The sequence below is a fragment of the Aquibacillus koreensis genome, from assembly GCF_025154055.1.
GTDB classification, from domain to species: Bacteria; Bacillota; Bacilli; order Bacillales; family Amphibacillaceae; genus Aquibacillus_C; species Aquibacillus_C koreensis.
On the sequence record NZ_JAOALK010000041.1, the window covers coordinates 1 to 26,014 of the forward strand.

39 protein-coding genes and 1 other annotated feature are annotated in these 26,014 nt (G+C 32.4%); all 39 genes read left to right on the top strand.

Annotated features, from left to right (window positions below; genetic code table 11):
• The first annotated feature begins 85 nt into the window (after positions 1-85).
• The 39 genes from NYQ66_RS10745 to NYQ66_RS10930 all read left to right on the top strand — a co-directional run bounded on the left by NYQ66_RS10745 (position 86) and on the right by NYQ66_RS10930 (position 25,991).
• A protein-coding gene (locus tag NYQ66_RS10745; protein WP_259867866.1) for an IS3 family transposase occupies positions 86-1,248 on the top strand; the annotation gives its coding sequence in 2 pieces (ribosomal slippage) (positions 86-368 and positions 368-1,248; 1,164 coding nt in all).
• A 210-nt stretch (positions 1,249-1,458) separates the two neighbouring features.
• Positions 1,459-2,034 carry a hypothetical protein gene (locus NYQ66_RS10750; protein ID WP_259869385.1) on the top strand — a complete coding sequence of 192 codons (576 nt, stop codon included), beginning with the start codon at positions 1,459-1,461 and terminating at the stop codon, positions 2,032-2,034.
• Positions 2,035-2,203: 169 nt separating this feature from the next.
• The gene (locus tag NYQ66_RS10755) at positions 2,204-2,566 is read left to right on the top strand and encodes an NIPSNAP family protein (protein WP_259869386.1); all 363 of its coding nucleotides are present in this window, start codon (positions 2,204-2,206) and stop codon (positions 2,564-2,566) included.
• A gap of 516 nt (positions 2,567-3,082) precedes the next feature.
• Positions 3,083-3,706: a hypothetical protein gene (locus NYQ66_RS10760; RefSeq protein ID WP_259869387.1), complete on the top strand. Its 624-nt coding sequence runs from the start codon at positions 3,083-3,085 to the stop codon at positions 3,704-3,706.
• A 109-nt stretch (positions 3,707-3,815) separates the two neighbouring features.
• Positions 3,816-4,082 (top strand): hypothetical protein, encoded by a 267-nt coding sequence (locus NYQ66_RS10765; RefSeq protein ID WP_259869389.1) that lies wholly within the window; start codon positions 3,816-3,818, stop codon positions 4,080-4,082.
• 51 nt (positions 4,083-4,133) lie between these two features.
• Positions 4,134-4,526 carry a hypothetical protein gene (locus NYQ66_RS10770; RefSeq protein ID WP_259869390.1) on the top strand — a complete coding sequence of 131 codons (393 nt, stop codon included), beginning with the start codon at positions 4,134-4,136 and terminating at the stop codon, positions 4,524-4,526.
• A gap of 160 nt (positions 4,527-4,686) precedes the next feature.
• Positions 4,687-5,445, top strand: coding sequence for a class I SAM-dependent methyltransferase (locus NYQ66_RS10775; protein WP_259869391.1), 759 nt, complete (start codon positions 4,687-4,689; stop codon positions 5,443-5,445).
• A 196-nt stretch (positions 5,446-5,641) separates the two neighbouring features.
• Positions 5,642-5,851 (top strand) — a binding site (T-box leader).
• 47 nt (positions 5,852-5,898) lie between these two features.
• The gene (gene tyrS / locus NYQ66_RS10780) at positions 5,899-7,146 is read left to right on the top strand and encodes a tyrosine--tRNA ligase (protein WP_259869392.1); all 1,248 of its coding nucleotides are present in this window, start codon (positions 5,899-5,901) and stop codon (positions 7,144-7,146) included.
• Between the two features lie 138 nt (positions 7,147-7,284).
• Positions 7,285-7,845, top strand: a complete 561-nt coding sequence (locus NYQ66_RS10785) for a GNAT family N-acetyltransferase (protein WP_259869393.1) — start codon at positions 7,285-7,287, stop codon at positions 7,843-7,845.
• Positions 7,846-8,087: 242 nt separating this feature from the next.
• A complete protein-coding gene (locus tag NYQ66_RS10790; RefSeq protein WP_259869394.1) occupies positions 8,088-8,621 on the top strand; it encodes a hypothetical protein in 534 nt (177 codons plus the stop codon).
• A 125-nt stretch (positions 8,622-8,746) separates the two neighbouring features.
• Positions 8,747-8,965, top strand: a complete 219-nt coding sequence (locus NYQ66_RS10795; RefSeq protein ID WP_259869395.1) for a hypothetical protein — start codon at positions 8,747-8,749, stop codon at positions 8,963-8,965.
• Positions 8,966-9,106: 141 nt separating this feature from the next.
• Entirely contained in the window at positions 9,107-9,700 is a 594-nt protein-coding gene (locus tag NYQ66_RS10800) for a hypothetical protein (protein ID WP_259869397.1), read from the top strand.
• A 170-nt stretch (positions 9,701-9,870) separates the two neighbouring features.
• Positions 9,871-10,038 carry a hypothetical protein gene (locus NYQ66_RS10805; RefSeq protein ID WP_259869398.1) on the top strand — a complete coding sequence of 56 codons (168 nt, stop codon included), beginning with the start codon at positions 9,871-9,873 and terminating at the stop codon, positions 10,036-10,038.
• 182 nt (positions 10,039-10,220) lie between these two features.
• Positions 10,221-10,676 (top strand): GNAT family N-acetyltransferase, encoded by a 456-nt coding sequence (locus NYQ66_RS10810; protein ID WP_259869399.1) that lies wholly within the window; start codon positions 10,221-10,223, stop codon positions 10,674-10,676.
• Positions 10,677-10,838: 162 nt separating this feature from the next.
• Positions 10,839-11,039 carry a hypothetical protein gene (locus NYQ66_RS10815; protein WP_259869400.1) on the top strand — a complete coding sequence of 67 codons (201 nt, stop codon included), beginning with the start codon at positions 10,839-10,841 and terminating at the stop codon, positions 11,037-11,039.
• 132 nt (positions 11,040-11,171) lie between these two features.
• A complete protein-coding gene (locus NYQ66_RS10820) occupies positions 11,172-11,885 on the top strand; it encodes an alpha/beta fold hydrolase (RefSeq protein WP_259869401.1) in 714 nt (237 codons plus the stop codon).
• A 51-nt stretch (positions 11,886-11,936) separates the two neighbouring features.
• Positions 11,937-12,128: a hypothetical protein gene (locus NYQ66_RS10825; protein WP_259869402.1), complete on the top strand. Its 192-nt coding sequence runs from the start codon at positions 11,937-11,939 to the stop codon at positions 12,126-12,128.
• A 68-nt stretch (positions 12,129-12,196) separates the two neighbouring features.
• Positions 12,197-12,343, top strand: coding sequence for a hypothetical protein (locus NYQ66_RS10830; protein WP_259869403.1), 147 nt, complete (start codon positions 12,197-12,199; stop codon positions 12,341-12,343).
• Positions 12,318-12,611, top strand: coding sequence for a hypothetical protein (locus tag NYQ66_RS10835; protein ID WP_259869404.1), 294 nt, complete (start codon positions 12,318-12,320; stop codon positions 12,609-12,611). The genes NYQ66_RS10830 and NYQ66_RS10835 overlap by 26 nt, the downstream gene beginning before the upstream one ends.
• Positions 12,612-12,734: 123 nt before the next feature.
• Positions 12,735-13,388, top strand: a complete 654-nt coding sequence (locus NYQ66_RS10840) for a hypothetical protein (RefSeq protein ID WP_259869406.1) — start codon at positions 12,735-12,737, stop codon at positions 13,386-13,388.
• 174 nt (positions 13,389-13,562) lie between these two features.
• Positions 13,563-13,949 (top strand): outer membrane protein assembly factor BamD, encoded by a 387-nt coding sequence (locus tag NYQ66_RS10845; RefSeq protein WP_259869408.1) that lies wholly within the window; start codon positions 13,563-13,565, stop codon positions 13,947-13,949.
• A gap of 145 nt (positions 13,950-14,094) precedes the next feature.
• Positions 14,095-14,973: a GNAT family N-acetyltransferase gene (locus NYQ66_RS10850; RefSeq protein WP_259869409.1), complete on the top strand. Its 879-nt coding sequence runs from the start codon at positions 14,095-14,097 to the stop codon at positions 14,971-14,973.
• Positions 14,974-15,078: 105 nt separating this feature from the next.
• Entirely contained in the window at positions 15,079-16,008 is a 930-nt protein-coding gene (locus NYQ66_RS10855; RefSeq protein ID WP_259869410.1) for a hypothetical protein, read from the top strand.
• Between the two features lie 183 nt (positions 16,009-16,191).
• The gene (locus tag NYQ66_RS10860) at positions 16,192-16,722 is read left to right on the top strand and encodes a hypothetical protein (RefSeq protein WP_259869411.1); all 531 of its coding nucleotides are present in this window, start codon (positions 16,192-16,194) and stop codon (positions 16,720-16,722) included.
• Between the two features lie 261 nt (positions 16,723-16,983).
• Positions 16,984-17,115 carry a hypothetical protein gene (locus NYQ66_RS10865; protein ID WP_259869412.1) on the top strand — a complete coding sequence of 44 codons (132 nt, stop codon included), beginning with the start codon at positions 16,984-16,986 and terminating at the stop codon, positions 17,113-17,115.
• A 128-nt stretch (positions 17,116-17,243) separates the two neighbouring features.
• Positions 17,244-17,402 (top strand): hypothetical protein, encoded by a 159-nt coding sequence (locus NYQ66_RS10870; protein ID WP_259869413.1) that lies wholly within the window; start codon positions 17,244-17,246, stop codon positions 17,400-17,402.
• Between the two features lie 114 nt (positions 17,403-17,516).
• Positions 17,517-17,927: a hypothetical protein gene (locus NYQ66_RS10875; RefSeq protein ID WP_259869414.1), complete on the top strand. Its 411-nt coding sequence runs from the start codon at positions 17,517-17,519 to the stop codon at positions 17,925-17,927.
• A gap of 132 nt (positions 17,928-18,059) precedes the next feature.
• On the top strand, positions 18,060-18,503 hold the full coding sequence (locus NYQ66_RS10880; protein ID WP_259869415.1) for an HIT family protein: 444 nt from the start codon (positions 18,060-18,062) through the stop codon (positions 18,501-18,503).
• 232 nt (positions 18,504-18,735) lie between these two features.
• Complete coding sequence (locus tag NYQ66_RS10885) at positions 18,736-19,368, top strand: nucleoside phosphorylase (RefSeq protein WP_259869417.1); 633 nt, start codon at positions 18,736-18,738, stop codon at positions 19,366-19,368.
• Between the two features lie 709 nt (positions 19,369-20,077).
• Complete coding sequence (locus NYQ66_RS10890; RefSeq protein ID WP_259869418.1) at positions 20,078-20,581, top strand: DUF6199 family natural product biosynthesis protein; 504 nt, start codon at positions 20,078-20,080, stop codon at positions 20,579-20,581.
• A 126-nt stretch (positions 20,582-20,707) separates the two neighbouring features.
• The gene (locus NYQ66_RS10895; RefSeq protein ID WP_259869419.1) at positions 20,708-20,902 is read left to right on the top strand and encodes a hypothetical protein; all 195 of its coding nucleotides are present in this window, start codon (positions 20,708-20,710) and stop codon (positions 20,900-20,902) included.
• Positions 20,903-21,091: 189 nt separating this feature from the next.
• Positions 21,092-21,421: a hypothetical protein gene (locus tag NYQ66_RS10900; RefSeq protein WP_259869420.1), complete on the top strand. Its 330-nt coding sequence runs from the start codon at positions 21,092-21,094 to the stop codon at positions 21,419-21,421.
• Positions 21,422-21,837: 416 nt separating this feature from the next.
• Entirely contained in the window at positions 21,838-22,248 is a 411-nt protein-coding gene (locus tag NYQ66_RS21515; RefSeq protein WP_407652074.1) for a CPBP family intramembrane glutamic endopeptidase, read from the top strand.
• A 101-nt stretch (positions 22,249-22,349) separates the two neighbouring features.
• Positions 22,350-22,931 carry a hypothetical protein gene (locus tag NYQ66_RS10905; RefSeq protein WP_259869421.1) on the top strand — a complete coding sequence of 194 codons (582 nt, stop codon included), beginning with the start codon at positions 22,350-22,352 and terminating at the stop codon, positions 22,929-22,931.
• A 74-nt stretch (positions 22,932-23,005) separates the two neighbouring features.
• Positions 23,006-23,203, top strand: a complete 198-nt coding sequence (locus NYQ66_RS10910) for a hypothetical protein (protein ID WP_259869422.1) — start codon at positions 23,006-23,008, stop codon at positions 23,201-23,203.
• Between the two features lie 494 nt (positions 23,204-23,697).
• Positions 23,698-24,045 carry a hypothetical protein gene (locus tag NYQ66_RS10915; protein WP_259869423.1) on the top strand — a complete coding sequence of 116 codons (348 nt, stop codon included), beginning with the start codon at positions 23,698-23,700 and terminating at the stop codon, positions 24,043-24,045.
• 332 nt (positions 24,046-24,377) lie between these two features.
• Positions 24,378-24,569, top strand: coding sequence for a hypothetical protein (locus tag NYQ66_RS10920; RefSeq protein WP_259869402.1), 192 nt, complete (start codon positions 24,378-24,380; stop codon positions 24,567-24,569).
• Positions 24,570-24,703: 134 nt separating this feature from the next.
• Positions 24,704-25,204 carry a hypothetical protein gene (locus NYQ66_RS10925; RefSeq protein ID WP_259869424.1) on the top strand — a complete coding sequence of 167 codons (501 nt, stop codon included), beginning with the start codon at positions 24,704-24,706 and terminating at the stop codon, positions 25,202-25,204.
• A gap of 187 nt (positions 25,205-25,391) precedes the next feature.
• On the top strand, positions 25,392-25,991 hold the full coding sequence (locus NYQ66_RS10930; RefSeq protein WP_259869425.1) for a hypothetical protein: 600 nt from the start codon (positions 25,392-25,394) through the stop codon (positions 25,989-25,991).
• Positions 25,992-26,014: the final 23 nt, after the last annotated feature.

Sequence of the window (26,014 nt, forward strand, 5' to 3'; positions counted from 1 at the left end):
TGGAGTGACCTAACTAAATGAGACAGAGGAAAAAGCACCCCCTGAGTCGTATATAAATTAAACGACTACTGGAGGTGCTTTTCTCATGGGAGAAAATAAAAATGTTTATTCTGAAGAGGTTAAAAGGAAAGTCATTGAAATGAAGTTGTCTAAAAAATATACCAATAAACAGATTATGGAGAAGTGCGGTATACGTAACGTTAGTCAAATCAAAAGATGGATGAAATGGTTTCGTGATGGGGAGGAACACCGACTGTCGCAACCCATTGGTAAACAATATTCCTTTGGGAAAGGTCCTGAGGAGCTAAGTGAAATAGACCAATTAAAACGGCAAGTTAAGCATCTAAAAATTAAAAATGAAATCTTAAAAAAGTACCAGGAAATCGAAGGGAGTTGGTACCAGAAGTAGTAATAGAGCTAGTGGAGTCATTAAAGGAAGTTTATGCGGTATCGATGATATGTGATTGTATTGGAGTCCCTAGATCTACTTACTATCGTTGGCTTCAAAAGTCATGGGAACCGACTGAGCTAGAACAACAAATAATCGATATTTGTAAAACCCTAAAATACAGAGTTGGACATAGAATGGTTAAAAAAATATTAAAAGAGGATCATCATATTTCTGTAAATAGGTTAACTGTGCAAAGAATCATGCAAAAATACAACATCCAATGTCGAGTCAAACCTAAAAGAAAATCAAAAATTGCTGGTGAAAGTAAATGTATCGTTCCAAATTTGTTGGAACAGAATTTTAAAGCAGATAGACCTAACCAAAAGTGGGTTACAGATATAACATACTTGAATTTTGGAGAGTCAACGATGTATTTATCATCCATCATGGATTTGTACAATAATGAAATTGTTGCTTATCGAGTTAGTCATAACCAAGAAGTAGATCTAGTGCTAGAAACATTGAAAGCAGCTTGTAATGGGCGAGAAACGAAAGGACTGATACTTCACAGTGACCAGGGATCGCAATACACTTCGTATGCTTTTCAAGAGTTAGCTGAAGAAAAAGGCATTATCACAAGCATGTCCCGCAAAGGCAATTGCTTTGATAATGCCGTCATTGAATCCTTCCACTCCACCATAAAGTCGGAAGAATTCTACACACACCAAAAGGCGCGTCTTACAAACTCTATTGTACTAGAAAAAGTCGAATCTTACATGTATTATTACAACTATATACGACCGTTTTCAAAATTAAACTGCCTTTCCCCTGTTCAATTCAGGGCAAAGGCAGCATAGGTGCTTTTTCTTGTCTCATATTACTAGGTCAGTTCAATATTATTGACGGTCCTTTTCTTTTGAAATGGTTTTAATAATTATTGGAATTTTATGTTAATATAAAATGTGAATAAGTGATCTTAATGTAAAGAGGCAGAATACTTTAACAAAAAATATGGGGAAATTATCTAATTAAAAGGGGAATAAAATGGTTAAAAAGTGAACCTACTATTGATTTTATCAGTTATCGTTTTGGTTCTTACTGGGTGTAAGCCAAAATCAATTGATACAGCAATTGAAAAGTATGTGCCTTATGATGTGAATAAAGTAATCAAGAAAATAGAAATAACAGATAACTTAGTTTTGGTTTTTTATACACTAAAAGCAGAGGTTGAACAGGGTAACAAAATGCAGAAATTAGACGATGTATTGAATATCGCTATATTTAAAGGTAACTCAGAAGATGGCTGGGAATTTCTTGGTGAAAATGGTTGGTCTAATTATAACCATTCAGAAATGGAAGTATATGACGATACAATCTTTTATAAGGATGAGCAAGAAGTGAAAAATGTTGCAGTAATGTATGGGCGTGTTTATAACCCTGATATTATAAGGGTGGAAGTAGGTAACGAAGAAACCAATTATACAAAAGCAAACTTATTTGAAATAGATGGAATTAGATATTTTTATAGGATTTATAATAAAAGCGATTTACTTTGGAAACACAGTGGAGAACTAAAGAAGGAGAAACTGTATCAATTGGAGCCAAAGGGTTCGCAGCAAGAGGCATTTCAGGAGATGGAATAATTATTGTTAAACGAAGAGGAGAATAAAATGAAAATCTTTCACTAACGTTGAATAAGGAGTTGTCGATGCGGCAGCTCCTATTGTGCTAAAGGGCAGGTACATTAGTGAAAGAAGGCATAATGTTTTTTTGTGGTGAAATAGTTATTTATAAAAAGGGAGAGAGTGAAATATGAATTATCGTAGAAAAATGTACAAAGTCGCACCAAGTATCTTAGATGAGTTTAACAAGCATTTTAATCAAACGCTTCTACCAACCCAACTTAAATATGGTGCAAGGTTAGTTGGTAGATGGATGACTAAAGAGAACGACGGTGTTATAGATATTTTCGCAATATGGGAATATGATAGCTACGAAGATTATGAAATCATTGAAAATAAAGTTAAAAGTGATGAAGAACACGTTAAGCGAGTCCAAAAATGGTTTCAAAAAATGGGCGGACGAGAAAAATTGAAAGAAGTATTTTTTAGTATAGAGCAAGATTTTATAGAAACAACCGTACCTTTAGATAAAACTATCTTGTCAATAAAGTAATTTTACTTGTTACACTAAAGGGGAGCTTTAGTGCAACAAGAGGATCGTCATTTCTTAATGGCGATTCTTTTCTTTTGAACAATATCAAGAATTATTGGAATTTTATGTTAAAATATAAGTGTGAAATACTGATCTTAAAGTAAAGGGCAGGAATCTTTAATAATTAAACAATTGTTTTTGTCCTAACAGAGTAGGATATATGGACTGGAGATGAATTGTAATCAAACACTTTAAAAATAAGCGTTACTGGGTACTAACGCCACCATTCTTAATAATTACTATGTTACTAATTTACTTTTTACCAGAAAATAAAATGTACTATGTGCTTACAGTTCCTATACTTTTTTGGATTGTATATTATATTGGGAATTATTATGAAAAAAAGAAAAGTACCAATAAAAGTATTGATGATTCATATTAAACAAACGGGTGCGAATGCTTAACAGGTATTCGCTTCTTTCGTTAAAGAAGCTGGATTCATTAATAACTTGAGATGCGAAAAGGGGGTTAGTTAAATTGAAAATAAAAAGACAAGCAGTTATTTTCACTGTTTTAGGCTTAGGAATTATAACATTTCTAGCTTTATGGGTTTCCTCTGAAAGAGATAATAGAGAATACGAACGATATCTATCTGGGGAATTAGTAAATCAAATCGTTCCTATATCAAGTGCTCCACCATACGCATTAAGCATCATACAAGACGTATTGGAGAAAGGTGAAATTACCAAAGCACAGGCTGCAGAATTAGAAAATAGCTTTTACTATTTAGCATTTGATACGCAAGACATAACTGAGATGGATATGTACCTTGGTCGTTTGGGAAATTATAACGATGATGAAATTGTCACTATAAATGACGAATATAGGAAATTCTTTATGTTTCTGAAAGATGAAATGGAAAGTAATGAAGTCGAACTAACACCAGAACAGCTAAAAGAAATAGAACAAATGGAACGTTTAATGCAGAATTATAGTAAGGTTGTTGAGGATACTTTAATGTTTACAGGTGAAGCTAAAGTTTCGGGACAACCATCTAAGTTCTTTGACTATTATCTCGAACTAGGAATACAGGATGATTATTGGGTTGAATTGCTTAAGGGATATGAAAAAGTAACAGATTCTAGTTATCGTCTAAATTAGAAATGCTAACATGGTTCTAATTGAAAGGCTTATTCAATATAAGGGTGGCTAGAGTGGAACAAACGAGTATTTTATTGGGTGATTAAGGGAATACGAGGAGGATTAGTTTATGTTAGAACTTATTGGGATATTTTCATTTACTATAATTCTCTTAATTGTAATTGGATTTATCTTTTTCAACGTAGCTGGATTTATTAAACCAACCACGGTACAAATACAACTATTCGGCATCCATCTAACAATATTTGGTGGGTTCATAATTAATGACATGTTAGTAATAGGTTTCTTAATTATGTTGTTAGGCTTAGCTATTGGTTTATATGGAAGTTTTAAAGATAGTGATTCGTTTAATCAAACCGAAGAAAATAAGAATTAATATTGTTGAACTAACGAAGCAGGTTAGTACAATAACAGGGGGGCTAATCTTTTGACAAAAAACAAAGTAATGTTAATCATTTTGTCTGTGATTTTCTTAGTGGTTATATGGTGGATGTTTTTTCCTAATGAAAGTGCAGAAGTTAGAAGTTTCACTTATGAAATCGAAGAAAACAATGACGAACTTATTTTTGACGTGCACTATCAGTTCCGTAACAGTACAGACAATTTTAGTTATGCAACTATTGTTTTAGACAGTTTCTTTTATCAACGAATTAAAAATCCTGAATCAATCGAACCCATTTTCTTAAATGGTGGAGTATCTGGTTCGACTAGAATAATTTTTAACAAGGAGGACTTAACTTCAGACTTTATCGAATCGTTAAAAACGAAGGAGAGAAATCCTTTTCGTGCTATAAGTATAGGTGAAGAAATAAATTTGTAAAGTGTTCAACTAAAGGGTGGCGAAAGTTGAACAAGGAGTTGTCGAATGCGACAGCTCTTGTTGTGTTAAAAAGCACGTTCATTTAGAAAGGTAAGGTTATAGAAAGCGATGGGAGGATTCTACGGGGTAAAGAGTATGACATTTGAGGGGGAATAAGAAAATGAAACAAATTGATGTAGGTACTGAAGAAGCGATAAAAAGATGGGATGCCTTTGCAGATACATATTCAAAAAATCATACTGAACAAGGAGACCTTCATAAAGAGGTATTCTTAAACCCAACTCTATTTTCGCTTATTGGGAATATAAAAAATAAGAAGGTTTTAGATGCAGGGTGTGGTGAAGGGTATTTAAGTAGAATGCTTTGCAAGTCTGGTGCCACTGTTACAGCAGTTGATTATTCTCCGAGGATGATAGCAATTGCGAAAGAAAGAACCCAAAATGATTTGTTAATTGATTACAGACAAGGTAATTGTGAAGACTTAAATACTTTTGAAGATAAAAGTTTTGATTTAATTATTTCAAATATGGTTATTCAAGACCTTGCGAATTATGAAAAAGCATTTCAAGAAATGTATCGGTTATTAGTAGATGGAGGTAGTTTTATTTTTTCGATATTGCATCCTTGCTTTGTTACTCCAGAATGTGGATGGGAGAGAACAGAAAGCGGTGAAAAGTTGCACTGGAACGTAGATAAATATTTTTATGAAGGTGCTTATGAACAAGGTTTAGGTGGTAAAGAAAAAATGTTGTTATTTCATAGAACATTAACGAGTTATATAAATACTCTTATCAAAACTGGATTCGTTTTGGAGAGCATTGTAGAACCTATGCCATCAAAAGAAATGCTAAAAAAATACCCTTCATTTGAAGAAGATTTTAGATGTGCTGATTTTATAGTGTTCAAATTAAAAAAATAAATGGGTTGAGAAATATATTTTGTTCAAGTAAAGGGTGCGTATGCTCAACAAGAATTTGCGGTCAGTTCAAGGTCTGGTCGTTTTATTGTTATTATAGATAAGAGCAGAATAATGAAAGAGCTTCATTTGAAATATTTGTAAGAAGTGTTTGAAATTTAATTGATTTAAGGTTATGATTTATAGAAATATTTTCAAGTTAAAAGTTATGATAGGAATCAGTAGTTACTTATTTCCCTGTTTTAGAGAGCTGATGGTTGGTGAAAATCAGTACAAAAATAAGAACGAATTACCTCCTTGAACTTTCTTTACGAACATACAAGTAGTAAAGAACGGACGAACCGTTATTCGAAATGAGTGGAAGAGAAATCTTCAATTAGGGTGGTACCACGTTAACCACGTCCCTTTTTATTAGGGGACGTGTTTTTTTATTTTATAAAATTGGAGGAGAGAAATGTGAAAAACCTTTTGGAAGAATTATCAAGTGAGCAATTAGTTGAAGTAGAGCGTCAATTTAAAATTTATTCCAATGGAGCAAATGATATTATTCCTGAAAATGAATTAAAGAACAAAATAGCACGGTCATTACTAAAAAATAGCCCATTAAAAATAAAGTTAGGCTTAGACCCATCTGCTCCTGATGTTCATATTGGTCATACCGTTGTATTAAATAAACTAAAGCAATTTCAAGAAAACGGACACATTATTCAACTAATTATAGGGGATTTTACTGGTAAGATCGGTGATCCAACAGGAAAGTCGTCAGTAAGAAAACAACTTACAAATGAAGAAGTTCAGAATAATGCTAAAACATATTTTGAGCAATTTAGTAAGGTATTAGATATGGAGAAAGTAGAGTTATATTATAATTCAAAATGGCTAAGCAAACTTAACTTAGAAGATATTATTCGTATATCATCCAGCATTACAGTAGCCCGTTTACTTGAAAGAAACGATTTCTCTGAGCGTTATTCCACAGGAAAACCAATTTCTCTACATGAATTTTTCTACCCTTTAATGCAAGGATATGATTCTGTTGAACTCGAAAGTGATGTAGAACTTGGTGGAACTGATCAACACTTTAATGTATTAATGGGAAGACAACTCCAAGAGCATTTCGGAAAAGAGAAACAAATAGTGATTTTGCTTCCTCTACTTGAAGGGCTTGATGGTGTTGAAAAAATGTCAAAATCAAAAAATAATTACATTGGTGTTGATGATAATCCAATTGATATGTACGGAAAAACAATGTCTATACCTGACGAATTAATTGTAAAATATATAACTTTAATTACAGATTTATCACTCATAGAAAAAAATGAATTTAAAGAAGAGTTAGAGATCGGTAATCTTCATCCAAAAGAAGCAAAAATGTTCTTAGCAAGAACTATCGTTAGAATGTATCATGACGAGCAGGAAACAGAAAAAGCAGAGGAATCTTTTAAAGCCGTGTTCCAAAAAAGAACACTTCCTAATGAAATTCCAGTTGTAAAATGGCAAGGAGAAAAGGTAATTCCCATAATTGAGTTGCTTGTAGAACTAAAGTTGTTAAAATCAAAAACCGAAGCCCGCAAAATGATACAAAATGGTGGTGTTAGGATAAATACTGAAAAGGTAAATGATACACATTTACAAGTAAAAACTTTTGATGAGCCAATTATTCAAGTTGGTAAACGAAAATTTATTAAACTGAAACCAGAATAGATCAGTTCAGATCAGTTCATATTCAATAATCCTGGACTGTGAACACTAAGCACTCTTACTACAACAAGGCTAAATGCAAATTGTTTAATAGTTGAGCCATTAAGTCAAAGAAATGCTTTGTAAAAAGGGGGAATTATGGTGAATCCAATATTATTAGATATTCCATTACAATTGGAGGCAGAGAGGTTATTATTACGAGCACCAAAGCAATTTGGAGACGGTAGTATTGTTAATGAAGCAATAAATAAATCTTTTAATGAACTAAAGACTTGGTTACCATTTGCTCAAACAATTCCCACCGTTGAAGAAACAGAAGTGAATTTGAGAGAAGCATATATTAATTTCTTGAAAAGAGATAGTTTTCGTTTCCTTATTTTCCATAAAGGCACTAAAGATTTTATAGGAGTAACAAGTTTTGAAGGTTTGGACTGGGATATTCCCAAATGTCATATTGGTTATTGGATTAACACAGAATTTAGCGGTAAGGGATATATGTTAGAGGCGGTAAAAGCGTTATGTGAACTTGGTTTAAATCATATAAAATTTAAGAGAATTGAGATAAGATGTGAATCTACAAATTTAAAGAGTCGTTCTATTCCTGAAAAATTAGGGTTTGAATTAGAAGGGATTTTAAAGAATGAGGACTTTTCAGCAGATGGTAGTAAACTAACTGATACTTGTATTTATGCTAAAGTTTAATCAAAGTATATTGTGAAGATATACACTTAAAGTAAAGGGAGCTTTAACACAACAAGAGGAACGTCAGGTTTAAGGTGACGTTCTTTTCTTTTTGGAAAATAAAAGGAAAAGACGGAATGTTGTGATAAAATTTAATTATATTCAATGGTTCTTCAATTAACGTGGCAGTAATGTGAAATAAGGTCCTGAGAAGGTGAAACTTAAATCTGATTTATCCGTAGTTTATAAGGAGGAGGCATAAAATGAAAAAACTGATTTGTTTGTCCACTTTATTTATTGTTTTTTTATTATCTGGGTGTAATTCTGATAGTCCAGGGAATTACAGTTTTTCTTTAACAGAAGAAAAGAAAGATATTGAAGTAACACTAAAGCGTGTTGAAGAACATACAAATAGCCATTATGCTCTTACGACTTTTCACTACTTAATAACCAACAATTCAGAAGAAGAAATCAAAGTTAATATTAAACATGGTGAACAAGATTCTGACAGTTCAACTAAATCAAGCTATTTAAAAGATGGTAAAGGAAGTTTCCATAATATAATGAGTTCAGGCGGTACACTGGTTGATGGAGAAGGGGATGACACACACTCCGATGGTGTTGTTAGTTCTATTAGGATACCAGCAAAAACAGGAAAAATGGAGGTTCACATAGGTTATCAAGTAATTGATGTTGACAGTTTCGAAACACAAGTTATAGTTACTTTACCGAGTGGTGAGGCTGTACCATTTGTTTTCAACGGTAAACTTAATGAACAAAATCTGATAGAAGAGTAATGTTACGTTACATTGTTTAACTAACGGGTGCAAATGTTGAATAAGGAGTTGTCGATGCGGCAGCTCCTATTGTGCTAAAGTGGCAGTTATGTGGAAAATCTTTTGGTAAGTTAGAGGGGGCAAACATGATAAATCGAATTTTAGAAAAAATAATTTATTTTGGGTTCACAATATTTATCTTCGTGGTTTTATGGAAAATCATGGGTGAATTTTGGGAAGCTTTTGTACCATGGAATTACAAAACTGACCTATTAGGAATCTTTATAGTAGCACCACTACTAATATTGGTTTCGTTTATTTTATCTAACTTGTCCTTTAAAGTCATAAAGGGTAATAAAAAGTAAAAGTCCTTATTGCATTAACGGGTGCAATAGCTTAACAAGGAACTGTCGAGTTTTGCGGCTCCTATTACGTTTTAGAGGCAGGAGAATTGAATAAGATATTTTGCATTTTTCGTGAACCACAACAGAGAGGCGGTAGGCAAAGTGCAATCAAATAAAAAATTCAAGAAACGCTATTTAATAACATTTAGCCTATTGTTATTACTATTATTAGGTATGTATTTTGGTCCTTCAGTGCTTGGAGGATACGCTTTAACTGAGCATTCTGCAATTCGTTTTACGTTCCCCAACCAAGACGGTGAAGTAGTATCTGAAAAAGAAATAGAAGATAGAAATATAGTTGTTTGGGATACAGGTAAGGTCAATTATGTAAAGCTAATTGAAAGCCCATTAGGTATTTTTAAGCGGGTCACCAATGTAAGTTCAATTAGCGGAGAAACAATTGATGAAAAAATGAAAGTTACTTGGTCTGGAGCCGAAATAGAAGATGAATTTTATGATGTAATATTTGCAGCAGAGTTATTAGATAAGGAAATTGAAAAGGTGATTGTTAGTAATGAACAAGATGATAAAAAAAATACACCATTAAGTATTGTCGAAGAGCAATCTACTGTTTTTATTGAAATGGATATAAAAGATGGATTTGCAGTTCATTACAGTAAGTTACCAAATGGAGATGTAGGTAGTTTCAGTTTTCGAGGGATAGATAGCGATGGAAAAATTATATCCTTTGATTAAAGACCGATTATTTTAAGTAGTTGTGAAATACTACACTTAAACAAACGGGGAGCGATAGTGGAACAAGGCGTTATTGATGTCCCAGCGCCTAATCCTTATTGAACTGGCAGGATAGGAAATAAGAAGCAATGGGATATTCATACTGTACAAAAACAAAGGAGCAGTTTAATTTGAAACTTAAAATTAAGGGTTTACTAATTGCGGTTCTTGTAGGAATAGTAGCAGTAATAATTTTTGCTATAATTAAATCTAATTTCTTTGTTGAAGCAATACTTGTTTTTTTTATTGGGGGTTTGGGAGCAACAATAGGGAATTATTATAGCAATAGTAAAAATTAAATGTCGGAAATTACCTTTACAAAGGGTGTAGTCCGTCAAAGTATGGACTGCAATTTATAACGGGTGCAAATATTGAATAAGGAGTTGTCGATGCGGCAACTCCTATTGTGCTAAAGGGGCAGTAATCTACAATAAGGACATTGGATTTTTATGGTATGCAAATGTAATAAGGGGGAGTAAATATGTATCAATATTTCAACGGCTTAGTTATAAGAGAAGGTACTGAGGGGATTCCTGCTGAATATGTGGAAGGTTTGTTTGAAGATGCAGGATGGGTAAGGAATACTCCATCTTGGCAGAAAGAGAAGTTCTCACTAATATTCAGAAACTCAACTTGGGCATTTACTGTTTGGGATAATAACAAAATGATTGGTATGGTTAGGGTTATTTCCGACCGAATTATGGTTGCTAATATAATGGATTTAGTTGTTTTATCAGAATATCGTGGGAAAGGTATAGGTAAGAAACTCGTGGAACTCTGTGTTCAAAAAATTCCCCACGGAGATTGGTTTGCACATACATCAGTTAATAATTTCAGTTTCTATGAGAAGTGTGGTTTTGAAGTAAAAGACCTAACCAAAAATGGAACTTGTGCTTATTACGGGTATATAAAAGCACGGAAAGATGGGCATAGGTAAAAGTTAGTTATTAAGGAAGCTAAAGGGTGGCTTTAATGTAACAAGAGGAACGATAGATAGAAGACGTTCCTCTATTGAAATTATAATCTATTATTGGAATATTGCGATAAATTTGATTGTGGAATTATATGTAGTTAATAAAAACTTTAAGGGGATGTGTAAATGGGTAGCTTAGTCTTTGTATTTCCAATCGCTTCAATTTTGGTTGGTCTATATTTCATTACATTAGGGTTTTGGGAATTAAGAGAAGGTGTAAATAGAAAACAATACATAAAATATATGTTCACAGGGTTATTTTTACTAATTATTCTAACTCCAATGATATGGCTTTTTGGAAGTAGCTTTTTTCTAAGAATGAGTTGATTTGTGAGGAAGTACACTTAAAGTAACGAGAGCGAGTGTTCAATAAGAGCATTCGCTTTTTGACTAACGGGCAGGTTAATGAAAGAAGAGAATTAAATAATTTGCAAAAGAAAACAAGAGAGAAGGGATTAAATGATTTTGCATACTGAAGTTTTGGGAGATGGAGAACCAATTGTATTTCTTCATACTGGTTTACAAACTGGTTTAACTGATTTTGAAATTCAGAGAGATTACTTTAAAGATAAATATAAAGTTATTCTGCCTGATTTGCGTGGTCACGGAGAGTCAGTAACAGATGACCTGTCCAACTTCTTTGAAGATTCAGCAGAAGATATAGCAGATACTCTTAACAATTTAGATGTGGATTCTGCCCATATTGTAGGATGTTCATTAGGGGCTTTGGTGGGTTTGTCTTTCGCAAAAAGATTTACTAAAAAAACTAAGAGTCTGACTATCTCAGGTGTTATGTGCGAAAAACCAAATAATTGGTTAGAACTACACAAGCAGGATATGGAACGTCAAGAGCAGTTAATGAAGAATGATGAAATTATTGGTTACTTTAGTAATTTACATAAGTCAGATTGGAAGCAATCCCTTGAGATCGCAAAGGATGAAAATTGGTATCCATTTGAAATCACAAAAGATTTGGAAGGTATTACCTCTCCTGTTCTATTTATGGTGGGGGAGGGCAATAAACCTGAAACCAAAGGTGCATTATTATACCCTTCAATAAAAGATGATGTTCACGTTTCTATCATTCCTTTCGCATCACACTTAGTGCATTCTGAACAACCAGATGTATATACAAAAATATTAGAAAAGTTTATTAACAGGGTTAATAATTAAACTTTTTGTTGAACTAAAGGGTTACTTATCTTTAATAAGGGAGGTTGAATAATGCCTAATCATAATGAAGATCCAGATAAACCTTTTAATGACGCAATGGAACATCAACATAAAGTCGAGGGATTTCCAACAAATAAAGGGGGGCAATTACCTCTACCTATTAGGTTAATCGGTTATTTTATGTTTGGCGGAATTATTCTGATGATACTATTAGGCTTGTTCGGAAATTTTATCTTCAATTAAAGGGATGCTAATTTTAAACAAAGAATTACGAACTGGTGCTCAAAACAATAAATATTAGGTGGTGCTATATGAAGAAGAAATTTATCTTAGTTTTAGTTTCAATTTTGATAGTTATGTTGTTGGGGATAAGATGGGTTAACTTAGCTAACTTATCAGAGTCAAGCAATATTGCTATGAACTTTTTAAAAGATGAAGGTTTATTTTCTCTACCATAAAGGTGAATATGGACCGTATTCTTTAACTAAGGATGACATAGATGATAAACCTTATAGTGACTACTTATCAGTACAAAGTATAAATGCAGAATCTTATACGGATAAAGAACTGCATCACGAATTTTTCTATGTAAACAACCATCCATTAAGTAATGTATTTGGATTAGGTAGTATATTTGTCACAGTTATTATGAATGATGAAAAAGTTGTAGGTGCATTCTCTGTTAAAAATGGTATGACATACTCTCTGCTTGAAGAAGAGGAATAGTAGATTGTGAATCAATTTACTTAAACAAACGGGAGCGAATGTTGAAGAAGGAGTTTTAGTTTTTATGACTACTCCTATCGTTTTTTGAAATAAGGGTCAGGATTGTTTTAAAAGGGGGACTATATGTATATTTTTCTGGTTTTCTTAGCGATAGCTTTTATTGGAATAATGCTATATTTAACGATTACAAAAAGGAATCCGTGGAAATTCATTGTAATAATTTTGGTAATAATCATAGGTGCTTTATTACTAATCGGCTTTCGTTTTACTGCTTCAAGTGCTTTACCTAATGGTACTAAACCAATAGAAAGTATAGAAACAATTTACGGGAAAGCAATATTATATGAAGATGTAAATAACCATACATTTGGCTTGGCGGAAATACATCGAAGTATTGGGTTTCTATATCATTACTCAGGCGGCGCTTCTGAATACATACTTGAAGGGAATGAGCCATTCCAAGCTGTTGGTTTTGGAAGTGATGAACAAGATGGTTTTATGGTTGGAATTAAAACTGGTAACCCAAATATAAAGTATATTGTGGTCGGTAACCATCTGGAAGACCTAACGACATCAGATCCTTATAATTTCAATATGGAAACAGTTGAGGAATATCCTAATAGCTACCATGTCAAAGATATAGTTGATAATCATGCCTTCTTTGTACTTAATGAGTATTCCGAGGAAACATGGACAATAAGAGCGCTTGATAAAGATGGTAATCTAATTGCAGATAAATTATTTGGAACAGGTGAAGCAAGATATGTTGAGTGGTAAACATCTAAATTTCTCTAATGTGTAGTCAAATTTAAAGCGACAATAATCAAAATTAAGAACTTCCAATTATATGAGGAATCTATTATTCTGCTAATATCAACATTAATTATTAATATAGCCTTTATTAAAATAAAGGGTGCGATTATTCAAGAATATATGGGGGAGAGAACTAAAATGAAAAATTTTATTTGGATTTTTACAATCATAGGAATGTCAGTAATGCTTTTAGGGTGTTCAGCAAATGAGGTTATTAAGGTAGGTAATCCTTTCAATGATGAAGGTACTGAAGGAGTAAATTTTAATAATGAAATCACAGATGAAAAAGCAATAACTGAATTAAAAACAATTATTGATAATTCAAAAGAGATTGATAAACCGAATATAGAAAATGAGGCAGAAGTATTCTTTCAACTCGATAGACCTGATGAAAGTGTTTCGGAAATTCGACGTTATATATGGTTTCAAGATGATGGTAGTGCAGTTTTATTCGATGGAGGTTCAAGTTACTCTACCTTAACGAAGGAACAAACTACCAAGTTGAAAAGTATATTAGAACTTTAGTTATATCTTTTTAAAGTAAAGGGAGCAAATCTTGAAGAAGGTTATGTCACAGCAACTGGAATGTTTTGAAGAAGGCAGATTACTTAAATAAGGGAAATCATAAAAGTATTGTCATCTACAATAAATTTAGTGAAGGATGGTTGTATTGAAAACTGTATTTAAAATGTTTAATCGTTCTTATTACGAAACAGTTTGTGATTTTTTGATTGAATTATCAAAAGATGACCGTAAACATATAAATTGGAATTGGGCAAGATGGGAATGGATGTTTTTTCATCCTGAATTTGAAAATAGTTTGGTTGGTAAAATTGGTTTATGGTTTGATAGTGATGAGTTGGTAGGTATGACAACTTACGACCATTATTATGGAGAGGCTTTTTTTGCTGTTAAGAAAGGCTACGAAGAACTTGAAAAAGAAATATTGGAATATGCGATTAATAACTTTAGTAACGAAAATGGACTTGGCATTGCAGTTAATGACTCTGATAATCACACCATAGATTTGTTGCATAGTTATGGATTCAGAAAGGATACCAATTCTGAAAACATACTCGAGAAGCCGCTGGAGTTTAATAACTTCGATTATACTCTACCAAAAGGTATCAAAATAAAAAGTATAAATATAAAAGAGGACTTGTATAAGCGTCACAAAGTATTGTGGGAGGGATTTGAAAACGATGGAGATGTGCCTTCTGATGAACAAACTATCATCCAACAAAAAAGGATGCTTAGCGCACCTCATTTAAACCCAAACTTACATACAGTTGCAAAAAATGAAGATGGAGAGTATGTTGCCTATTGTGGATGTTGGTATAGTCCAAACACTGATTATGCTTATGTAGAACCTGTTTGTACAATTCCTCAATATCGTGGAGAGAAAATTGGTAAAGCATTACTTTTAGAATCTTTGAGAAGATGTTATTCCGAAGGTGCTAAAAAAGCTTACGTTATCTCCGATGCACCTTTTTATAAGTCCATAGGATTTGAGCAGCATTCTCATTATAAATTTTATTGGCACGACTAACTATGGAACATAATTTTCGATTTTTATGTAATAGTGAAGAAATTCACTTAAACTAAAGGGGGCTGTACTAAAGGTAGTTACAATCATGTAAAGAGGTGAGAATTATTGAACATTATTGGAAATGTAATTTTTAGTATTTTAGATTTTATAGAAAGATTGGTTGATAACCCAAGTAAATCAATCAGAATATTAATGGGGCTAAGTTTACTTTCATACATACATATCATTTATTTGTATTATAATGTTGAAGCATTTGTAGAAGGAAGACACCAAATAGATGGCAATTTTTTTAGTGTTGTACTTCTTGGCGGGTTATTACCTTATCTGTTTTTATTTATTACTTCCTTTGTCTTTTCAAAAAGAGAGTCTTTCTTAGGATTTAGGAGAGAAGCAATACTAGATTGGTTTTTACGTTTGTTGGCGTATATTTTAGTTTTCCAACTATATAACTTTGATTTCTTACTTGCAAATAATAATTACATTTTAGTATTACTTTTTTCCTTTATGTTAATAAGTTTTTATCTAGAATACAGAATGTATCAGAAATCAAAGAAATATGTATCGAATGTGAATCCAATAAAAAAGGAATTTAATCCAACCAAGGAAGAGATAAATAATATTTCCAATATGGAGAAGGCGGTTGCAATTGGTGTTGGTTCAATATTTGTAGCAAGCGGACTTGCAATTGGTATTGCCATAAGTATTCCAAGCGCAACTAGTTCAGTGACAAGAACAATAATATTATTTTGTATGTCTTTGAGTTCTTTTATGTGGTTTTTAAGTATTTCATATAATAAATGCCACTTATTCTATGTTGATAAAAAAAGTGCAAGAAGAATTTTCTTAAAAGACTCTTCAATAGCATTTGGGGGATACCTTTTATGTATTCTAGCAGGGGTGGGATTGCTCAACAGATTAGAATACACGATTGATATAGTTATAATTGCAGGAGTTTTTTCTCTATTACCTGCAATAAATACTAATCGCCGAATGGCTATTTTTTTAGAACAAATAAAGGACGTTGAGAAAGAATAGTACATAGAATTGTGATAACTAGCGATTGATTTAAAGGAAGTGTTAATTGGTTCCTACTACGGTTTATTTTTTTATGGATAAGTAACCACCTATGTGACAATCAAATTTTATTGTGCTAACGGTAGCTTATCTTGAATATGGTGTTGTCTTCGTGATACCTCTTATTGTGTTAATGAAAGGTTAGTGGAAAAATCAACTGAGGGAGTGGTGGTTATAAAGAACACTTTTTATTACACCTATCCAATATTAGGCTTTTTGAAACAAAAAATAAAAAGAGAGAATGGTTTAATAATATTAACAGTTAAACCGAAGATAAAATTCAATCCTCATTATCACTTTTATAGTGGTTCAGAATTACTTTATAAAGCAATCTTGAGAAAATCTAATGTTCTGAGGTTTAAGTTTGAGATTGAAAATTCACAGGGAACCCATGTAGCAACAATCGAAGAGGTTCCTATTTATAAAAAAAGTACCATTTTCAAGGAATATTATATCAGAATTAAAAATGAAGAATTTAGTGTTCAATTTAAAATTGCAGACAAGTCTTTTGCAGTAAAGGATTCTGAACACAAAGTTGTTATTCAAGGGGAATTGATATCATCATTTATAGGAAGATTAATGAATTTTAAAAGGTATAAAATCAATGTATTTGATAGTATATTTCCAGAGAAACTTTGGATGGCAATTGTGGCTGGAGTCTTTATTCTTGAGTAAGAATTGAAGAGCCTTATTGTGTTAACGGGTGGCTTTAGTGAAATAACTAAGTCTAACGAAGCAAGAAAAAGGGGGATTATAGATGGAAAAATTCAAGGTTTTTTTATTATCTATTATCACAATTACATTACTGTACATTGCCTATATACTCCCTCAATTGTAAGAAGAGAGGGGTTGGAGATATTCAATTAACGGGAGCAATAGTAAAATAGGTATTATTTTGGAGTATATTAAGTGTAAAAAAATATATGAGGTGAACGGATGCTTATCTTTATCGCTGTAATTTTAATAGTATTTTTATTCGACTTTACGAGACTTAGAAAACAAAACGATACGATAATAGCACAAAATGAAAAGGTAATTTCTTTATTAGAAGAGATAAAAAACAAGTAAAACCTTAACGCTACTATTCAACATAAGGGTGCTTATATTGAACAAGGATTTATCCCTTATTGTGTTAAAGGGCAGGTATTTTTAATAACATTACTTGAATTTCCAAAAACATTAACAGGGGGGACAATATGAAATCATTATTATTACTATTATCAGGAATGATTTCAGGATGGCTTATTTTAGGATTTATTACAAGTGACTTTGATGATACACCACTATTTGCACTTTTATTTGGTGCGGCAGTTGGATTCAGTGTCGGTAAAAAACAGAAAAAAGATAAAGAATAATTTATTGTGCTAACAGGAGCAAATATTGAATAAGGTATTGTCGATGCGGCAACTCCTATTGTGCTAACGAAGCAGAAGAGTTGAATGACAGTACATAAGAAAGGAGGAATAATATTGGAGTTTACAGACTTGGTTAAAGAGTTAGGATATAATATTTCATTTGAGGCTATATCCGAGCCAAGAACGAAAAGTGTAGCGTTAAGACTTATTGTTAATAGAAGTAAGGATGCATCTGATTTGCTCATCTTCCCACATCCAGATAGTAAGGTAACAACCTTTCAAATTGACTTTCCGAATTATATTACATATTCGGTAGTATATGATGATTATACTGTTTGGAATGATGAACAAATATTTGAAGGTGAATCATTTCGTATCTATAAAAAGTCTACTTATCTTGATTATGTCCAAAAGGAGTTTAAGTTGCAGGACAAGAAGGTAGAACACTATTCATTAGCTTGTTTTGAACATCATGTTGACATAATCTCTGAACATGAACCCATAATTACTGAAATTTCCTTGTGATATAGTAAATTTTTTTGCTGTACAGATAACAGCATATTGAAGTAACGGGAGCGAGTGTTCAATAAGAGCAGTTGCATCTTGTGCTAAAGAGCAGTTTTGTACAAGAAGAATGTAAGTAGGAGATGGAGAACTATGGAATCAGGAGTAGAATGTTTAGGGTGTAGATTAGCAAATAAAGTCCAACCAACAAATATTGTATATGAAAATGATTATGTAACTTGTTTTTTAGACCATGCTCCTTTTAATGAAGGACATACCCTAATTTTACCAAAAGAACATTTTGTAGATGTTGATGAACTTGATAATGAAACTGCAAGTGCGATTATGAGTGCCTCTATTCTACTGTCAAAAGCATTGAAGCAGTTATACAAACCAGACGGTATTACTGTTACACAAAATGGTGGAATTTTTAATGAATTAACTCATTATCATATGCACGTTGTTCCAAGATATGAAAACCAATCGTTTTCAGATTTCTACAATGAGGATGTAGTGTTAGACGAAAATATAAGAGGATTATCAGATACAAAAAATTTGATAAGGGAAGTAATTGATAAGTTAAAATATTCTTCCTAAGCGCTCGGGTACAAATCTTAATAAGGAGTTGTCAATGCGGCAGCTCTTATTCTGCTGAAGAGGCAGGATTATGAAATAAGACTAAACATAACTGGGGGAAATCAAAGAAGTTATATGGGGATTTTACGAAAGAAGATTGGTTAGATACACTTGGTGTTGGTGAAGACAAAATTCCTTTATCATTTATTATTCATGGTGAATGGGAACACGACTATAATTTGGAAATGTGGAAATGTGGAAGGAATTATTAAAAAATGAGGTATGGTTACCTAAATGGAATACTGTGACAGGAAAATATAATGGAACCAAAGTCGGCTTCGCGAATGTTTTTGGAGGACCGATGACAAGTTCGGTAGTACATCAATTTGGTTTAGCTGGAACTGAAATGTTTATTCAAACTGGTTATTTTGGTGGATTATCACACGAAGTAAAATATGGAGATATTTTTATAGTTACAGACGCTGTAATGCAAGATGGTGTATCACATTGGTACCTACCTAACCAAGACGTAGTTCAGGCAAATGAAGAATTAGTAAGGTTAGCAATAGATTATTGTGCAAAGAAAGGATACAGTTATTCAACTGGCACGGTTATTTCTACAAGTGCCATGCTGTTAGAAACAGATGAAATGGTAAATGGATGGGCGGATAAGGGTTATTTAGGTGTTGATATGGAGACTGCAACAACATTAGCAATTGCAAAGAAATTCAATAAGAAGGCAATTGGTTTATTAAACTTGTCAGATCATATAATCAAAGGAGATACACTTTATTCATACACGGAAGAAAGAGAAACGCTAGAAATGGATACTGATGACAAAATAAGAGATGTTGCACTATACCTCTCAACAAAAGTAGTTGAATAACTTGTTAAACTAAGCACCCTTATGTTGAACAAGCAAAGATACTGACAATGTAGGAGTAGTACCTTTATTGTGGAATTAAAAGGTCGGGAATATTGAGGGGAATTTTATTTATTATGAGAAAGCATAAACTATAATCGCAAAAGAATCGTTTGTCGAGGGGGGAAATAAATAATAGATTACAAGCAAAGTTGGGAATTTAAAGAAAAGAAAGACGAAGTGTATATAGGTCTTTTTCTTATTGCCGCAATACTTAATTTTATTTTCGATTTCTCCTCTAACAACCTTTCTATGTACTCATTAATTAGAATAATATTAGAAATAATCCTATTTTTATTTGGCCTTAACAAAGATACTTTAGCACAACTAATTATCAAGATTTATGTTTGGCTAACAGGGATAGGAATAATTGGATTTATAATACTTTCTATCTTGAATTAGTGAATTCTTATTTAGAATATAATGTTGCTATTGGGTGCTTTAGTGCGACAAATGGATCGTCATATATTATTGGCGATCCTTTTCTTTTGATTATCTTCAAGAATTATTGGGATTATATGTTAAAATATAATGTGAATCTGTGAAGGTAAAGAGCAGGATTATTCAACAACGAAACTTATTAAGTTTGTATCCGAAAATTAAATATACGGTCAGAAGGTGTTTTTTTAAGAAATATATTTTTAGTTTTGAGGCTACTGAAGGAGGTGACTTGATGAGGCTTACCATTCAATTAATTGTATTGATATTTTTAAGCCTTTTTATCACAATTAATACATCAGCAAAGTCTCCAGAAGAAATTGAAATATCGAATGGAGAGATAGTGAAGGTATTCTTTGAAGAACGCTCTAATGGTTACAGATATGAAGTTGAATTTGAAAACGGTCATACATACTATTATGAAAAATCAGGAAATACTGGTCATGGTGGTGGCTCTGCTGAATTAACAAGTGATGAGATGAATTTGGCAGAAGGGGCTATTAATAAATATGAGCAAATAAATGGAGATGCAACTAAACCTAATAGTAAATCATCTGGAAATCCAGTTGGTATAGTAATCATTTTATTCGGTTTATTAGGGGCGGTGTTTCCACAAGCAGCTTGGTATCTAGAAATTGGTTGGAAACTACGTGATGCTGAACCTAGTGAGTTTGCATTAATTGCAAATCGATTTGGGGGTATCTTAGCTGCGATATTTGGATTATTTATCTTACTATAATTAATAGCATAACTATTCAAGCTACTGAGTATTATCTTTTTCGCTAACGAGTAGCGATTATGGAACAAGCGTAAATGCTTTTAAGAAAAGTGGAAGTTTAATTGAATAGCTAGGGAGAGTGTAAATGTGAATTTAGGTTGGATAAGTATTATTTCAGTTTTGCTAATTATTCTATGTTTTTCTTATACCCTTACTTTTATTGAAAACATACATCAAGGAGATAAACGAATCGCCAAACAGTCAAAATTAGTAGCAATCATGTGTCTTGGCTTGGGTCTTCTTATTCCGATTGTGTTTATTCTAATAGCATATGATTTTTAACACTTTATTAAACAAACGAGCATGAGTTGAACAAGAAGATCGTCAAGTTGGCGATCTTTTTCTTTGGGTATTAAATTGGTTAATTGTATTTATATGGTAAAATTAAATTATATGTACTCGATCTTATTGAGGCAAAGGGAGATTAGTTGAACATGGAAGATAGTAAGAATGTGAATTAGGAGGGATTGTTTGAAACAAATAAAAATAATCATATTTATTTTTGTTGTGTTTTTGTTATCAGCTTGTTCATCAAAAGAGGAAGAAGAAACTTACTCTATTATCCTGGTTTCTGGGGAAGAAAATATAAGTGAACAATTCACGGAGTACACCAACTTCCCTATAATTGAATACAAGCATGTGACAAATCTAAAAGCTGCCCAAGAAAAATATCCAAAATATGATATAGAACAAGCACCAGCAATTTTAATATTTGAAGATAATGGGGCGGAATTAAAGAAACTAGAAATGAAAACATATGACATTGAAGAGGCTATTGAATGGTTAGAAGATATTCAATAATTCCTTGTTCAACTATTGGGTGGCAATAACTCAACAAGGAGTTGTCGTTGCAGCTGCTCCCCGTTTACTAAAGTAGCAATAATCCTTAATAAGAGAGGTTAGATTTCTCACAGTAAACTTAAAATAAAAAAGGGAAATTTCTTGCGGAGGAGATATAAACTATTGAAGATAATTCATTTAGCTACTAAAACATTGTTACTGATTATCATTTCAGTACTAGCCTTTATTTTAAGTAGTATTGTTTTACCAGATAAATATATTATTATTCATTCAACACTCCCTGAAGGTAATATAAATTTTAAATTACAGAACCGAATAATAGTTATAGTGTTTTTTCTTGTATTACTTTTAATTAACAAGAAGAGATATATGTATATTTTTGATTTTGACCCTTTTAAAAAGAAAGATACTTATTTGTGGATATTAGGTGTTCTTTTATTGAATTACTTTTTTTACAAACAATAGATGGTTTTATTAATTTTGGTTCGTTTCGATTATTGCCATTATCTATAACTCAATATCTGCAATTTGTCTTTATACTCTCCATTATTTTCCCAATTCAAGAAGAATTATTGTATAGGGGATTGCTTATACTGATTCCAAGCCAAAGGATAAAATACTTAATGTTATTTATCTCTTCCCTTTTATTTGCATTTATCCACGCAGAACCAACTTTTCAATTCTTTTTAGGATTAGGTCTTGGCATCCTTGCAATTAGATTTAATAACATTCTCGTTCCGATTTTTGCTCATTCTTTATGGAACTTATTCAACAGTCTCTTCAATTTTTTGTTGCGACAATACGGTTTCACAACTCAAGACATTTGATTGACATACAGTTAAATAACAGGAATTGATTCTTTTTTTGTCGATCTTTCTTTTAGAAAAGTAAGGTCGGTTTGACAATGAAAACTCCAGGAGGAGAAATTATGTTAGATTTATTTCAGGGAAACTCTAATGTCTATAAAAAAATTGTCCACGAAGCGTTAGATATTGTTGTTGAACATTTTATGGAAGTGGGAAGCAACCTTGAATTCGATGAAATATACGGAAATGTATTTCCGCTACATAAACAAGATGAAGAGGATAGAGTACATCAAGGATTGGTTTTTCTTAAAAAATTGCATAGAGAAATCATTGATAACTTTTCCCATGAATTTTCTCCTTTAAAAGAATATGTTTTATATCAAATTCTCTTGTTTGTACATGAAGGTTCAGAAGGAACCTTTTTACTTTCCGACACGATTCAAAAATCCATAAAGAAAAGAACGGAAAACAGCCTTGATGAAGATGAATTAAACGTACTAAACTCTATTGAAACGCCTAAAGATTTAATTGGAGTTTGTTTTGAGGATTTGGATTTTCTTGATGTTGAAGAGATATTTGACTTATACAAAACCAACCCGAAAATTGTAACCGATTTTCTTCATGTCGATTTAGAATATTATAAAGACTTGTTGCTGATGACATCTTATCTGAGTACAACCAAATTCAAGAATACCTTGAAGTAAAGAGCACTCAACAGGACATAGACGTTGAAGCAGTAACAGAAAATATAAATAGCAAAGGTGATTTCTATAAAAAAGTGGATTACTTAATTGCTACGTTCAAGCATTATATTGAACACAAAAAAGTACATATTCTTTTCAATAATAAAATGGGACAAGCTAATGAAAAACAGGTTCAAGCGGCATTTGGAATGATGGCTAATCTAGCTCTACAAGAATCTGGAATTGTAATCTCACCTGAAGTTGACACTGGAAGAGGAACCGTTGATTTTTAACTTTCGAAAGGCTCAGATTTCCAAGCTCTCATAGAACTTAAACTAGGAAATCACGGAAGGTATAAAGATGGTTTAACCTTCCAGTTGCCTACTTACTTATTGACTGAACAAGTTGACTACGGTTTTTTTGTTTTGATTTGTTATACGGAGGAAATCTATGAAAAGGCGAAATCTTTGCACCATAAGGCTGAAGAACTTAGTCAAAAATACAACAGGAAAATCCAATTCGAGAGAATCGATGCCAGTGGTACATTAGACTCCGCATCAAAAATTCGAGCAGAGAAAGATATGGGTTTTAACTAGTACCTTTTCTTGAAAAAGTAGCAACCAAATATGAGAATTAGGAAAGACCCTATTCAAAAACTTACATCTATATGAGTAGATTGTGAAGTAGTGTACTTAAGCTAAAGGGTGGCGATTGTTAAAAAAGAATGATTGCTTATTGTGCTAAAGAAGCAAGGGGATTATTGAATAAGTTCAAGGGGGATTACCAAATGCCAAAAAGTAGAATATTTTTCATTGTTGCAACTATAACTATTATGTTGATAGGTTGTTCTCAGGTTGAAGAAGGAACTTTTATTCAAGGGAACATAACGGAAATTAATGAAACGAGTGGAGATATGGAAATTGACATCGAATTATGGACAACAGTTAGTGAGGAAGAAGATACTTCTAAAGAGTCATATGGTTTTATAGAGAAGCCAATGACACAAACCATCCGAGTTTCAAATCCAGAAGATTATGAGGAAGGGCAAAAAGTAAAGGTAAAGGTTATCAAAGATTATGATGAACATGCCTGGGATTTAGATAGATTAAAATTTGAAGTAGAAGAGGTAAGTTAGAATATTAAGCTAACGGGAGCGTTTATGCAATTAGGCAGGGACGCTATTTCTATGCCAACAAAAGGAAATTAATGTTAAACTAAAGTAGCAGGAATGTGGAATTAGATACTCAAGGGAGTGGTGGATATTATTTACAAAGAAGGTCTTCTTTTTATTATACTTGTATGCACAATATTTGAAATAATTAGACGCTATGACTCTAAAAGTACCACATCCATTAAACAATCAATACTTAACATTTTAGTGCCTAGTCTTTTTCTCTATTTCATAACTTTTTTAGCTGATAAGTTATTGTAGTAACTGGGCTTATCTTTAATAAAGGAGGTTGAATAATGCCTAATCATAATGAAGATCCAGATAAACCTTTTAATGACGCAATGGAACATCAACACAAAGTCGAGGGATTTCCAACAAATAAAGGGGGGCAATTACCTCTACCTATTAGGTTAATCGGTTATTTTATGTTTGGCGGAATTATTCTGATGATACTATTAGGCTTGTTCGGAAATTTTATCTTCAATTAAAGGGGGCTAGAGTGGAACAAGAAAATGCGGTCAGCTACAGCTGATCGCTTTGCTATATGTGGAGCAGTTTTGTGATAGAGGAAAATGAAACTTTAATACTAGCATTTCGTATAAGCTATTAGGGGTGATATAGTGTGAAATGGTCTATATATCAGATACTAATGATTTCTTTAATTGTGGTGTCTATGTGGTCGTTAGAATACATAAGTGGAAATAAAACTACTCAACCATTGTCTGGGGAGTGGACGGCTGTTAATTCTGCATACGGCACTTTCTTCATTGTTGCATTGGTTTTAACCTTTTTTTATTTAATATTTTTGTTTGAGGCGAAAAAAGAAAAAAGTTTCCTTAACCATCCAATCTGGGCTATTATGCCAAAAATTTCTGTTATTGTAGGTGTCTCATCAATTATTCTGTTTATAATTGGGGGAACTTTAGGTCCCGTTATGACTTGGGTAGAACAATGGCGTTCCCTAGTTTATGTATTTTTTATTTATTTCCTTTTTTTAATTTTCCTATTTATTTTCTCGATGGAAAATAAAAATCAAAGTTCTTATCAACAAAGCAAAAAATCTATACATTTTTCTTTTGTTTGGACGCTTTTGTTGTTCTTTGTTCTGTTTCTTCTATTCTAAGTATAAAAGTAAATAAAAAGTGAATAACTTCACTTTAAACAAACGGGAGCTTATGTTGAACAAGTAGTTGTCGAGACTGGCAGCTACTATTGTGCTTAAGAAGCAGGTTACTTTAATTAGGGGATTTTGTAAGTGTTGTTAATGAAAATTACATAATCTTCAATTAATTTAGTAAAGGATGATTGTATTGCAAACGGTATTTAAACCATTTAATAATTCTTATTACGAGGCAGTTTGTGATTTTTTGATTGTATTATCAAAAGGTGAACGCAAACATATAAATTGGAATTGGGCAAGGTGGGAATGGATGTTTTTTCACCCTGAATTTGATAATAGTTTAGCTGAAAAAATAGGTTTATGGTTTGATGGTGATGACTTGATTGGTATGACAACTTACGACCATTATTATGGAGAGGCGTTTTTTGCAGTTCAGAAAGGCTACGAAGGACTTGAAAAAGAAATATTAGAATATGCGATTAATACCTTTAGTAACGAAAATGGACTTGGTATTGCAGTTAATGAATCTGATAGCTACACTATAGATTTGCTTCATAGTTATGGCTTTAGAAAGGATACCAATTCTGAAAATATACTTGAGAAGCATCTTGAGTTTAATAACTTCGATTATACTCTCCCGAATGGAATCAAAATAAAAAGTATGAATTTAAAAGAAGATTTTTATAAGCGTCACAAAGTATTGTGGGAGGGTTTTGAAAACGAAGGAGATTTACCTTTTGACGAACAAACTGTTATCCAACAAAAAAGAATGCTTAATGCACCTCATTAAAACCCAAACTTACATACAGTTGC

Coding starts and splice junctions, on each gene's coding strand:
- NYQ66_RS10755 (WP_259869386.1), top strand. CDS start 2,204: ATGAATTATCGTAGAAAAATGTACAAAGTCGCACCAAGTATCTTAGAT.
- NYQ66_RS10765 (WP_259869389.1), top strand. CDS start 3,816: ATGTTAGAACTTATTGGGATATTTTCATTTACTATAATTCTCTTAATT.
- NYQ66_RS10775 (WP_259869391.1), top strand. CDS start 4,687: ATGAAACAAATTGATGTAGGTACTGAAGAAGCGATAAAAAGATGGGAT.
- NYQ66_RS10790 (WP_259869394.1), top strand. CDS start 8,088: ATGAAAAAACTGATTTGTTTGTCCACTTTATTTATTGTTTTTTTATTA.
- NYQ66_RS10795 (WP_259869395.1), top strand. CDS start 8,747: ATGATAAATCGAATTTTAGAAAAAATAATTTATTTTGGGTTCACAATA.
- NYQ66_RS10810 (WP_259869399.1), top strand. CDS start 10,221: ATGTATCAATATTTCAACGGCTTAGTTATAAGAGAAGGTACTGAGGGG.
- NYQ66_RS10815 (WP_259869400.1), top strand. CDS start 10,839: ATGGGTAGCTTAGTCTTTGTATTTCCAATCGCTTCAATTTTGGTTGGT.
- NYQ66_RS10820 (WP_259869401.1), top strand. CDS start 11,172: ATGATTTTGCATACTGAAGTTTTGGGAGATGGAGAACCAATTGTATTT.
- NYQ66_RS10825 (WP_259869402.1), top strand. CDS start 11,937: ATGCCTAATCATAATGAAGATCCAGATAAACCTTTTAATGACGCAATG.
- NYQ66_RS10830 (WP_259869403.1), top strand. CDS start 12,197: ATGAAGAAGAAATTTATCTTAGTTTTAGTTTCAATTTTGATAGTTATG.
- NYQ66_RS10835 (WP_259869404.1), top strand. CDS start 12,318: ATGAAGGTTTATTTTCTCTACCATAAAGGTGAATATGGACCGTATTCT.
- NYQ66_RS10840 (WP_259869406.1), top strand. CDS start 12,735: ATGTATATTTTTCTGGTTTTCTTAGCGATAGCTTTTATTGGAATAATG.
- NYQ66_RS10845 (WP_259869408.1), top strand. CDS start 13,563: ATGAAAAATTTTATTTGGATTTTTACAATCATAGGAATGTCAGTAATG.
- NYQ66_RS10865 (WP_259869412.1), top strand. CDS start 16,984: ATGCTTATCTTTATCGCTGTAATTTTAATAGTATTTTTATTCGACTTT.
- NYQ66_RS10870 (WP_259869413.1), top strand. CDS start 17,244: ATGAAATCATTATTATTACTATTATCAGGAATGATTTCAGGATGGCTT.
- NYQ66_RS10880 (WP_259869415.1), top strand. CDS start 18,060: ATGGAATCAGGAGTAGAATGTTTAGGGTGTAGATTAGCAAATAAAGTC.
- NYQ66_RS10885 (WP_259869417.1), top strand. CDS start 18,736: ATGTGGAAGGAATTATTAAAAAATGAGGTATGGTTACCTAAATGGAAT.
- NYQ66_RS10890 (WP_259869418.1), top strand. CDS start 20,078: ATGAGGCTTACCATTCAATTAATTGTATTGATATTTTTAAGCCTTTTT.
- NYQ66_RS10905 (WP_259869421.1), top strand. CDS start 22,350: ATGTTAGATTTATTTCAGGGAAACTCTAATGTCTATAAAAAAATTGTC.
- NYQ66_RS10915 (WP_259869423.1), top strand. CDS start 23,698: ATGCCAAAAAGTAGAATATTTTTCATTGTTGCAACTATAACTATTATG.
- NYQ66_RS10920 (WP_259869402.1), top strand. CDS start 24,378: ATGCCTAATCATAATGAAGATCCAGATAAACCTTTTAATGACGCAATG.